This is a genomic window from Streptomyces swartbergensis (assembly GCF_002148965.1).
GTDB classification, from domain to species: domain Bacteria; phylum Actinomycetota; class Actinomycetes; order Streptomycetales; family Streptomycetaceae; genus Streptomyces; species Streptomyces swartbergensis.
Map to the genome: position 1 here is coordinate 1 of NZ_NGFN01000314.1, position 10,084 is coordinate 10,084.

General features: G+C 72.0%; 12 protein-coding genes and 3 pseudogenes. 9 read left to right on the forward strand and 6 right to left on the reverse strand.

Translation table 11 applies throughout. From position 1 onward, the window contains the following. Window positions 1–160 (forward strand): annotated as a pseudogene (locus CA983_RS48425) (phosphotransferase); the annotation flags it as partial. 42 nt (window positions 161–202) lie between these two features. Here the strand turns inward: CA983_RS48425 and CA983_RS34300 are convergent. After that, the gene (locus tag CA983_RS34300; RefSeq protein WP_086604672.1) at window positions 203–685 is read right to left on the reverse strand and encodes a VOC family protein; all 483 of its coding nucleotides are present in this window, start codon (window positions 683–685) and stop codon (window positions 203–205) included. Between the two features lie 78 nt (window positions 686–763). Here CA983_RS34300 and CA983_RS34305 point away from each other — a divergent pair. The 3 genes and pseudogenes from CA983_RS34305 to CA983_RS34315 all read left to right on the forward strand — a co-directional run. After that, window positions 764–1,150 (forward strand): annotated as a pseudogene (locus tag CA983_RS34305) (epoxide hydrolase N-terminal domain-containing protein); the annotation flags it as partial. A 326-nt stretch (window positions 1,151–1,476) separates the two neighbouring features. Beyond that, complete coding sequence (locus tag CA983_RS34310) at window positions 1,477–2,118, forward strand: ATP-dependent Clp protease proteolytic subunit (RefSeq protein ID WP_086604673.1); 642 nt, start codon at window positions 1,477–1,479, stop codon at window positions 2,116–2,118. Beyond that, the gene (locus CA983_RS34315; RefSeq protein WP_086604674.1) at window positions 2,118–2,720 is read left to right on the forward strand and encodes a ClpP family protease; all 603 of its coding nucleotides are present in this window, start codon (window positions 2,118–2,120) and stop codon (window positions 2,718–2,720) included. The genes CA983_RS34310 and CA983_RS34315 overlap by 1 nt, the downstream gene beginning before the upstream one ends. Before the next feature lie 20 nt (window positions 2,721–2,740). On the opposite strand, the gene CA983_RS34320 is transcribed toward CA983_RS34315, so the two are convergent. Further along, on the reverse strand, window positions 2,741–3,169 hold the full coding sequence (locus CA983_RS34320) for a helix-turn-helix domain-containing protein (RefSeq protein WP_086604675.1): 429 nt from the start codon (window positions 3,167–3,169) through the stop codon (window positions 2,741–2,743). A 260-nt stretch (window positions 3,170–3,429) separates the two neighbouring features. Here CA983_RS34320 and CA983_RS34325 point away from each other — a divergent pair, with 260 nt between their 5' ends. Continuing rightward, a complete protein-coding gene (locus CA983_RS34325) occupies window positions 3,430–4,317 on the forward strand; it encodes an RNA polymerase sigma factor SigF (protein WP_010033125.1) in 888 nt (295 codons plus the stop codon). Window positions 4,318–4,438: 121 nt separating this feature from the next. On the opposite strand, the gene CA983_RS34330 is transcribed toward CA983_RS34325, so the two are convergent. Further along, entirely contained in the window at window positions 4,439–4,903 is a 465-nt protein-coding gene (locus CA983_RS34330) for an ATP-binding protein (RefSeq protein WP_086604676.1), read from the reverse strand. Between the two features lie 186 nt (window positions 4,904–5,089). Between CA983_RS34330 and CA983_RS46910 the strand changes: the two genes are divergently transcribed. The 3 genes from CA983_RS46910 to CA983_RS34340 are packed head-to-tail and all read left to right on the forward strand — an operon-like array spanning window position 5,090 to window position 6,224. Beyond that, window positions 5,090–5,230, forward strand: a complete 141-nt coding sequence (locus tag CA983_RS46910) for a hypothetical protein (RefSeq protein ID WP_167407517.1) — start codon at window positions 5,090–5,092, stop codon at window positions 5,228–5,230. Continuing rightward, the gene (locus tag CA983_RS34335) at window positions 5,227–5,811 is read left to right on the forward strand and encodes a PRC-barrel domain-containing protein (RefSeq protein WP_086604677.1); all 585 of its coding nucleotides are present in this window, start codon (window positions 5,227–5,229) and stop codon (window positions 5,809–5,811) included. Before CA983_RS46910 ends, CA983_RS34335 begins: the two co-directional genes overlap by 4 nt. Continuing rightward, a complete protein-coding gene (locus CA983_RS34340) occupies window positions 5,808–6,224 on the forward strand; it encodes a PRC-barrel domain-containing protein (RefSeq protein ID WP_086604678.1) in 417 nt (138 codons plus the stop codon). Before CA983_RS34335 ends, CA983_RS34340 begins: the two co-directional genes overlap by 4 nt. Before the next feature lie 11 nt (window positions 6,225–6,235). Here CA983_RS34340 and CA983_RS34345 read toward each other — a convergent pair whose 3' ends face one another. After that, the gene (locus CA983_RS34345; RefSeq protein ID WP_244207215.1) at window positions 6,236–7,393 is read right to left on the reverse strand and encodes a DUF6777 domain-containing protein; all 1,158 of its coding nucleotides are present in this window, start codon (window positions 7,391–7,393) and stop codon (window positions 6,236–6,238) included. A gap of 177 nt (window positions 7,394–7,570) precedes the next feature. Between CA983_RS34345 and CA983_RS34350 the strand changes: the two genes are divergently transcribed. Continuing rightward, window positions 7,571–8,869 carry a streptophobe family protein gene (locus CA983_RS34350; protein WP_086604679.1) on the forward strand — a complete coding sequence of 433 codons (1,299 nt, stop codon included), beginning with the start codon at window positions 7,571–7,573 and terminating at the stop codon, window positions 8,867–8,869. A gap of 48 nt (window positions 8,870–8,917) precedes the next feature. On the opposite strand, the gene CA983_RS34355 is transcribed toward CA983_RS34350, so the two are convergent. Next, on the reverse strand, window positions 8,918–9,904 hold the full coding sequence (locus tag CA983_RS34355; RefSeq protein WP_086604680.1) for a serine/threonine-protein kinase: 987 nt from the start codon (window positions 9,902–9,904) through the stop codon (window positions 8,918–8,920). Further along, a pseudogene (locus CA983_RS46390) lies at window positions 9,901–10,084 on the reverse strand (hypothetical protein); the annotation flags it as partial. The gene CA983_RS34355 and the pseudogene CA983_RS46390, both read right to left, overlap by 4 nt.

The following is a 10,084-nucleotide window of genomic DNA, read 5'->3' on the forward strand; positions in this document are numbered from 1 at the left end:
CCGCGAGGCCGTGGGGGCGGACGAGGCCGAGTGGGCGCGGGGCCGGGGCTGGGCCCTGTCGATCGCGGTCATCGCGCTGCCGTACTACTGGGACACCAATCCGCCGGTCGCGGAGAACTCGCGGCATGTGATCGGGGAGATCCTGGCCGAGTCCCGGTAGGGGCAGAAAGGACAGGGTTCCTGCCCCTGCCCGGGGGGCGCTTCATTCGCCCGCGTACGCCTTCTCCAGGGTCGCGATGTCGAACTTGCTCATCGCCATGAACGCCGCGGTCACCCGGGCCGCCTTCGCCGGGTCCGGGTCGGTGATCATGTCGTCGAGCCGGTCGGGGACGACCTGCCAGGACACGCCGTACTGGTCCTTGAGCCAGCCGCACGGGCCGGGCTCGCCGCCGTTCTCGGTGAGCTTGGCCCAGTAGTAGTCGATCTCCTCCTGGTTCTCGCAGAAGATCATGAAGGAGACGGCCTCGGTGAACTTGAACTGGGGGCCGCCGTTGAGTCCGAGGAACTTGTGGCCGTTGGCCGTGAACTCGACGGTCATCACGCTGCCGGCGGGCTGGGGCGCCCCCTCGGGGTAGCGGGCGATCTTTCCGACGCTGGAGTTCTTGAAGACCGAGACGTAGAAGTGGGCGGCCTCCTCGGCCTGGCCGTCGAACCAGAGACACGTGGTGAAACCGTCGGATGCCATGAGTACCTCCTGAGGCGTGGATCGCTGTCATCTGTGTCGACCGGTCCACGCCGGGAAACTCATCGGCCGGGCGGGTGATTGTTTCGCTGGGGCGGCGTCACGGCCCGAGGCCGGCATCGCGGTGACCGGCTCGACCGGAACCGATGGCAGGACGAGCTGCACCGATGGCCGGACGAGCTGCCCGGAACGGGATGGCTACGGCGTGCCGGCGGCGTATCCGCGCGAGCTGGTCCGGTACTGGCGGCACGCGTGCGACTGGCGGGCCGCCGAGGCGCGGCTGAACGAGTGGCCGCAGTCAACGAGTGGCCGTGGTTCACGACCACGATCGACGGCGCGCCCGTCCGCATCGTGGAGTTCGACGGGGTCGGTCCGCTGACCGATCCCGCCGCGCACGGGAGTGATCCGGCCGACGCGTTTCATGTGGTGGTGCCGAGCATCCCGGGGGTCGGGCTGTCCGGCCCGACACCGGGGCGGGCCCATCCCGACCGTGTGATCGGCGTGCATCGGTCCGTCCGGATCCTCTACGAGCGGGCGCACGCCACGGACCGCGCCGCCCGACCCGCCGAGCCGTCCCGCGCGCCGACGGCCCGGTCTGCTGGTCAGTGATGTGCGGGCGTTCTTCCGGGAGTTGCGCCAGAGAAGCTGAGACCGGCTGTACGGGGGGCGCTCTGCCGGGAGCGGATCTGCCGAGGGCAGAGAAACGGTCTGCGGGCATCGTCCGAGGCCAAGAGTGGAGTCGACGGCACATCCGCGGTACGTCCGCGGTCCTTCTGCCACGACGAGGAGAACCGATGACTCCACTCACGACACTCGCCCCGCGGGCGGAGGAGGGCGACACCCCTCCGACCCGGTTCGACGACCATCTGGCCGCCCAGCTGCTCGCACAGCGCATCGTGTTGCTGGGCACGCAGGTGGACGAGGTCTCCGCGAACCGGGTCTGCGCCCAGCTGCTGATCCTGTCCGCGGAGGACCCGCGCACCGACATCAGCCTGTACATCAACAGCCCCGGCGGCTCGGTGCACGCGGGCCTGGCCATCTACGACACGATGCGGCTGATCCCCAACGACGTCTCCACCCTGGCCATGGGCTTCGCCGCCAGCATGGGCCAGTTCCTGCTCTGCGTCGGCACGCCGGGCAAGCGCTACTCCCTGCCGAACGCGCGCGTCATGATGCACCAGCCGTCGGGAGGCATCGGCGGCACCACCGCCGACATCGAGATCCAGGCGGAGAACCTGGAGTTCACCAAGCGGACCATCGAGCGGATCACCGCCGAGCACACCGGACAGACCCCGGAGACCATCTCCCGGGACGGTGACCGGGACCGCTGGTTCACGGCCGAGGAAGCCAAGGAGTACGGCATGGTGGACCGGGTCCTGGAGTCCCTCGCGGACATCCGCCCGGCGGCCACCCGGCGCAGGATGGGGCTTCAGTGATGGGTACGTACACGATTCCGAACGTCGTCGAGCGCACCCCGCAGGGCGAGCGGTCCTACGACGTGTTCAGCCGGCTGCTGTCCGAGCGGATCATCTTCCTCGGCACCGAGATCGACGACGGCGTCGCCAACGTCGTCATCGCGCAACTGCTCCATCTGGAGTCGTCGTCCCCGGAGAGCGAGATCTCGATCTACCTCAACTCCCCCGGCGGCTCGTTCACTTCGCTCATGGCCATCTACGACACCATGACGTACGTGCAGGCGCCGATCTCGACGTTCTGCGTCGGGCAGGCGGCCTCCACGGCGGCCGTGCTGCTGGCCGGCGGGGACGCCGGGCGGCGGTTCGTGCTGGAGCACGCCCGCGTGCTCCTCGGGCAGCCGGCCGCGGGCGGCGCGCGCGGCACGGCGTCCGACCTGTCGCTCCAGGCCAAGGAGATGGTGCGGATCCGCTCCCAGGTGGAGGAGGTGCTGTCCCGGCACACCCACCACGACGTGGCGACCCTGCGGGCCGACATGGACCGCGACAAGGTGCTCACCGCGCAGGAGGCGGTGGCCTACGGGCTGGCCGACGAGGTGCTCAGCCGGCGACTCGTACGGGTCTGAGGCGCCGGCAGGCCCACCGCTCAGGCGGCCATGCACAGTCCCCCGGACGACGAGGGGGACGCCCCGCGGCGGCTGCCGCCCGAGTACCGCGAGGTGACGCGGATCAGTTCGCCCTGCGCCCTCGACAGCAGGTCGCCGAGGCTCAGTCCGAGGGCGTGGGCGGCGGCCGCGAGGACCTCCGAGGAGGCCTCCTTGCGGCCGCGCTCCACCTCCGACAGGTACGGCATGGAGATCCGTGCCTCGTCGGCGACGTCCTTCAAGGTCCGCTCCTGCGCGAGACGTTCGCGCCGCAGGACGTCACCGACCAGGTCGCGCCACAGGGGTTCCTTCACGGCGGGAGCCGGTGGCCCGTGGTGTGGCGGAGCGGAGGGAGGACGGGCGGCCAGGGGGCGCGCGCCGGGCGGGCGAAGGGGGATGACGCGGGCTTCGTTCGGCACGYGGTTGCTCACTTCTCCAGCCTAGGAGTCTTGGTCGTCAGGGGAAGGGGCCGGCATTTCGCCCTGGGTGGAATCGCCCAACCGGCCGGTTGCCAGGCGGCGTTGGGAAACCCTGACTCCGCTGCGCGCCGGAACCTCCCCCGTCGTGATCGTCGCACGCCACGGTTATTTTCCGCCGCGCGGCCGATCGCCGGGCATGTGTAGCAGATAACCGGGTACCCGCAACCCGGAGGGACCTAGGCAGATGTCCGCTGTGACGCATGGGAGAGGTAATGGAGACCGCCGTGATCCGGTCGCAGGCACAAGTCGTCGAAGAGAACGCGGAGGCCGGCACGGGTGACGGAGCACTGCCGGGAGTCGTGGACCCGCGGTCCGTGGCTCCGCGGGACGCCCGGGAGCTGTCCCGCCAGTTCTTCCAGCGCCTGACGGAACTCGAAGAGGGCACGCACGAGTACCAGTATGCGCGCAACACACTGATCGAGATGAACATGTCGCTCGTGCGGTTCGCGGCCGGCCGGTTCCGTGGCCGCGGCGACGACATGGAGGACATCGTCCAGACCGGCATGATCGGCCTGATCAAGGCCATCGACCGGTTCGAGCTGTCGCGCGAGGTCGAGTTCACCTCCTTCGCGCTGCCGTACATCGTCGGTGAGATCAAGCGGTTCTTCCGGGACACGACGTGGGCGGTGCACGTGCCGCGGCGGCTTCAGGAACTGCGCGTGGAGCTGGCCAAGGCCCGCGAGGAACTCGCCAGCAGGCTGGACCGCGAACCCACGGTGACCGAGCTGGCCACGCTGATGAACATCTCCGAGAAGGAGGTCGTCGAGGGGCAGATCGCCGCCAACGGCTACAACTCGTCGTCGCTGGACGCCGCGCTCACCGGCGACGGCCCCGAGGGCGGCGAGGCGGTCCTGGCCGACTTCATCGGCGTGGAGGAGGACGGGCTGCGGCTCGTCGAGGACTTCCACTCACTGGCCCCGCTGATGGCGGAGCTCAGCGAGCGCGACCGGCAGATCCTCCACATGCGGTTCGTGGAGGAGGCCACCCAGGCGGAGATCGGGGAGCGGCTGGGCTGTTCGCAGATGCACGTCTCCCGCCTGATCAAGCGGATCATCACGCGACTGCGCGAGGGCATGCTGGGCGAGCTGGGCTGCGCCTGACGCGGCCGGCGGACCAGCGGGTGCCGTCTCCACACGCGGGAGTGGGATGGCACCCGCCACCGTGTCGGCCGCCACTGTGTCGGCTCCGGGGCTCCGGGCGGCTCAGGCGTCGGTGGACGGCTCAGCCGTCGGTTTCGTCGGCGAGCGGCAGCACGGCGCAGACCCGTTTGCCCACCGGCACCCGCTCCACGCTGACCTGCTCCGCGAGCGCGTGGACGATCTCCAGGCCGTGCCGTCCGACGCGCTCGGGGTTGCGGGGGAAGATGCGGGGCAGTGCGGAGCTGCTGTCGTAGACCGACACCGTCACCGCGGAGTCCGTGCCGACGAGCTCCAGGATGTACGGCCCGTTGCTGTGCCGGTCCGCGTTGGTGACCAGCTCGCTCACCACGAGCTGCACCGCGCCGTCGGCCCGGCTGTCGATGCGGGCGCACCACTCGGTCCTGAGCTGCTCGAGGAAGAGCGCGGCGAAGGACCGCGCCTCGGCGATGCAACCCTGCTCGCCGGTGTAGTGTGCCGCCCGCCTCAGCGGTTCCACGGGCACGTCGAAACCAGTCGGTATCACTGCCCCGTCCAGGTGGTCGATCATTCGTTTCTCTCTGGGAAGCCGGACTGGCCGGACGCTCTGCACAGTGCTCGTACCCCGAGCCGGGCGTCGCAGTCCTGACAGTCTTCGGCCCGTCCGGTGCCCTGGGCATTGTCCCCTGTCCGCGGGGCACCCGGTAGGAATCGGGACCGGCCGAGGGCGGCCGGCCCGGATCGCCGGAGGTGCGCGGTGGTCTGGTGGATGTGGTTGGTCGTGGTGGTCGCGGCGCTCGCCGCCGTCGCCGTGGTGACGCTCGCCGTGCAGGCCGGCCGGCGGTCGGGGACCGTCATCGCGGTACGGCGCCGGCCCGGCGGGAAGGGCGAGCGATGAACGAGCTGATGGCGGCGCGGAGCCTGACGACACTGCCGGTGGTCACGCTGGGCGGCGAGGCCGTGGCGCAGGTCAAGGACACCGTCTTCGACGCCGCTGCCGGGCGTGTCAGCGGCTTCACGCTCAGCGGCCGGGGACTGCTGTCGGGCCCCCTGAGGCGGAGCCTGCCCTGGGCGGGTGTGCACTCGCTGGGCCATGACGCGGTCGTGATCGTCGACGACAGTGCCCTGGCGGACACGCCCGTCGTGGTGGCACGCCGGGAGGCCCAGCAGGGCCGGGTGCTGCACGCGAAGGTGCTGACCGACGAGGGCGCCGAGGTCGGGACGGTGCTCGACGTGGTCGTCGAGGGCGGCACCAGCGGCCGGGTCGTGGGCTTCCGCATCGCCGCGGGCAAGGCGCTGGTGCAGRGCTCCAGGCGGCGTCGGCACCGGGTGTACGTGCCGCGCGGCGAGACGCTCGCGGTCTCCGGCCGGGCGCTGGTGATCCCGGCGGACGCCACCCGCTACGTGGCCGACGACCTGCCGTCCTTCGCCGCCCGGGTCGGCGCCTTCCACGAGGGGCGGGAGGGGACGCCGCCATGATGCTGTTCTCGCAGGCGCGGGGGCTGCCGGTCCTGACGCTGACCGATGCGGACGAGATCGGCGTCCTGAAGTCCCTGACGGTCGACGCCCCGTCCGGTGTGGTCACCCACGTCCGGGTGCGCGGCAGGCACTCCCGCAAGGAGTCCGTGCTGGCGTGGGGCGCCCTGCACGCGATCGGCCCGGACGCCGTGCTCGTCCGCTCGGCGGCCGCCCCGTCCGAGGTGCCGCCGCACCACGAGCTGCCGGGCCTGAGGATCCTCACCGAGACGGGCTACGAGCTCGGCACGGTCCAGGACGTCGTGTTCGAACCGGAGACCGGCCGCATCGAGGCGGTCCGCACCGCCCACGGCGACCTTCCGGCCGATCGTCTGCTCGGCCTCGGCGACTACGCCCTGGTGGTCCGTGCCGGGTGAGCCGGGCCGGGTCAGGAGGCCGGGGGCTGGTCCGTCGTGCCGTTCCCTGTGTCGTTTCCGGTGTCGTTTCCGGTGTCGTTTCCGGGCGGCGGCTGCGGCGGCTCCGAGGTCGGCGGCTCGCTCGTCGGCGGCTCCGGCGACGTCTCCGGATCCGACGTCGGCGGCTCGCTCGTGGGAGGCTCCGACGAGGTCGGGTCGGACGGTGACGTCGGCGTGGTGACGCTCACCGACGGGGAGGGCTTGTCGGGCTTCTCGGTCTTGCGGTCCTTCGTGCCGGTGTCGCCCTTGTGCCGCTCGAACCACTCGCCGTCGGGCTCGCACACGACGAAGACGTCGACCGGCTTCGGAGCGGGCGTGACCGCGACGACGTTCGAGGGCTTGAACCCCGGCCACACGTCGCCGGTCATCTTGGGCGCGCTCTGCTGGGCGACCGGCGCGGACAGCGGGTTGCCGCACGCGCAGCGCACCCGGGGCACACCGCGGTCGTCGACGAGGACGGCCGTACCGGCCTGGAGAACGGCCTGGTAGCTGGTCGCGCGGCCGTCGCTGTAGCCGTGGTTGGTGACGCGGGTGTCCATGCGCAGCACCACGGGCGTGAGCGAGCGCAGGTAGGCGGGAACGTCGGGCGGGTCGACGCGGGCGACGGAGGCGAACGCCCGCTGCTTGTCCGGAGCCCCCTTGAAGAACGTGATCTGCTTCTCCACGTCACAGCTGGCCACGTTGCGGGTGCCGCCGTACAGGCCGGGCGCTCCGCCCTGTACGCCCTGGACGGCGTTCTGCGTGGCCAGCTCGGTGGGCGAGGGCGAGACCGGTGAGGCCGAGCTCTCCTTCGCCGTGGACTCGGTGAACGGGTCCGGGCCGGTGTCGGCCGCGGGCTGGAGGAAGACCTCGCCCTCGGACGTGCTGGTACCGCCGTCGGACGCGCCGGTGCCGCCGCCGTCGGGCCGGGTGAAGACCACGGCCAGGATCACCGCGGCAACGACGGCGGTGGCGATCAGCGCGACGCGGGGTACCGACCCCCACCACGGGCGCCGGGGCTCCGGCGCCTGCCCTCCCCCGCTCGGCGGCTCGGAGGGCGGCCCTCCTCCCGACGGCGGCTGGGAGGGACCCGAGAGCGGGCCCGAGGGAGGTCCTGTGGGGCGGCCGGACGACGGCGGTTCGACGCTCACGAGCTCTTCTTCCCGCGTGGTTCTCTGCGGCCTCTCACACCCGGAGCGATTCATACCGGTGTATGCCGCTTTTTCCACTACGAGTTCATTGTGCGCTCCGGTCCCGTACGGCTCGCAAGCTGACGCGGACGGACCTCCTGACGGGCGTCCGGCGCAGGTGCTGCTTAGCGTGGCAGCGTGAGTTCGCGCACCTCCTCCGGCCGGGCACGTACCTCCGGCGAGCGGGCCGTCGCCCGCCATGGCTGGGCGCAGGCCCTCCTCACGGTGCTCGGCGGGCTGCTCGCCATGGCGGCGGTGTCCGCTCTGGGTCTGTGGGCGGCCGGGGCGGCGGACCTCCCGGACGGCGCGTTCGCACCGGTGGTCCTGGCGACCGTGGTCACCGCCGTCGGGGGTGCCGTGAAGCTCTCCGGGAGTGCCGGAGACCTCGCCGACACGCAGGCGGGCCTGACCGTCGTCCCGCTGTCCGTCACGCTCACCGGTGCGCTGGTGATCGCCTGGGGGTTCCTGCGGCCCCTGCGGCACCGCGCGGTCGCCGGTGCCGCGGAACTGGCCGGCTGGGCCGCCAGGATCGCGGTCCTGTGGCTGCTCGCGCTGATCGGCCTGACGCTGGCCGCCCACCACACGTTCGACATCTCCCTCGGGAACGACGCGCTGGGCGAGCTCGGCGATCTGTTCGGCGTCTCACCGGAGATCGGCTTCACGACCGACGTTCCGCTGTCCGTGTTCGTCGGCGTGGTGTGGCTGGCCGGTGTGCTGGTGCTGGCCCTGCTGGTGTCGCGCGGCGCCCCGTTGCCGGCCGGGCTGCTGCGCTTCCAGACGTCGGTGCGGCCGGCCGCGTACGCGATGGTCGCGCTGCTGCTGGCCTACGTCGTCATCGGCGTGGTCGTCGCCCTGGTCGTCGCGGCGACCAGGGGGCACGCGGCGGAGACGTTCGCCGTGATCCTGCTCGGCATGCCCAACATGGTGTGGCTGGCGCTGACGATCGGCCTCGGCGCCACCTGGAACGGCCGGGTGGAGGGGCCGTTCGGGCTGCCCATGCCGCACGTGCTCGACGAGGTGCTGCGCACCCCGGACATCTCCGAGCTGAACCTGCGCACGCTCTCCGAGCACGACGGCAGGGTGTGGTGGCTGCTGGTCGTCGACGTGGTGCTGCTGATCGCCGCCGCGTTCGTGATGGCGGCCCGGTCGCCGGCCCGGGTCCGGGCCTGGCAGCACGCCGTGCACATGGCGGTCGCGCTCATGCTCACGGTGTTCATGATCTGCCTGGTCGGGCGCATCTCCGCGCACTTCGGCCTTTCCGTGCTCGGCATCGGCGACCTGGGCGGCGGCCTCGCGGGTGAGTTGTTCCTCAGACCCCGGCTGTGGGGAGCCGTGGGCCTGGYCGTCCCGTGGGGGCTGCTGACCGGATTCGCCGGGGCGCTGCTGGCGCGGCACGTACGGCGGCGGGGTGAGGTGCGCGCCGAGCGGGCGGGCTGACTCCGGGGCACACGACCGGCCGGCGGCCGTTGCGCTACGTCCGTTGCTCTACGTCCGCTCCACGAAGACCGGTTCGGCCCAGCGCGGGGGCGGCTTCGGCCGCTCCTCCCCCGGCTGCCGGCCCGCCCTGGCGGGGGCGGCCGCGGTGACGACCCCGCTACCGGCCGCCGCGGCGCGCAGCGCGGCGACGAGGTCGAGGCAGGACGGATACCGGTCGTCCGGGCGCTTGGCGAGGGCCTTGGCGAACACGGGGTCCACCTGTGGGGGGAGGTCGGGCCGGGCCTGGGTCAACGGCGGCGGGTCGTCGTACTGGTGGGCCCACAGCAGGGCCATGTCGTCGTCCCGGAGGAAGGGCGGGTGGCCGGCGAGTATCTCGTAGACGACGCAGGCGAGGCCGTACACGTCACAGCGGGCGTCGACCGGGCGGCCCGAGATCTGCTCGGGGGCGACGTAGTCGAGTGTGCCGACGAACTGGCCGACCGTGGTGAAGCCGGTGAGCGACAGCGACTTCTTCGTCAGGCCGAAGTCGGTGAGGTAGACGTGCTCGGGGTGGTCGCTGTCGGTGCCGCGGGAGACCAGGATGTTGCCGGGCTTGACGTCCCGGTGCACCAGCCCGTGGTCGTGGGCCGCGTCGAGCGCGGAGGCGACCTGGGCGGCGACACGTACGGCGGTGGCCGGCGGCAACGGGCCCTCCCGGTCCAGGAGATGACGCAGATCGCTGCCAGCGACGAACCGCATCGCGATGTACAGCACTCCGTCCGTCTCGCCTGCCTCGAAGACCGGCACGATGTGCGGGTGGTCGATCGCGGCGGCGGCCCGGGACTCGTGGGTGAAGCGGCGTCGGAAGGTGTCGTTGCGGGCGAGTTCCGGGGCCAGCAGTTTGAGCGCGACGGTGCGCTCCAGACGCAGGTCACGGGCCCGGTAGACCACGGCCATACCGCCGCGCCCGATCTCCTGCTCGATCCGGTACCCGGCGATCTGCTGCCCGACCAGCTCGGAGGGCCGCCCCGAGAACAGACTCGTCTCGCGGCTCAACGGGCGTCACCCTCGGGCGACACGATCCGGGTGGGCGCGGGCCCCACGACCCACGTGGGCGGCGCCTCGGCCGACTGGCCCGCTTCCTTGTCCGAGGCCGGTTCGCCGTCCCCCTCCGGGGAGGCGACCCGGGTGGGCGACGCCTCGGGGGGCACGAGCCGGGTGGGCGACGCCTCTGGG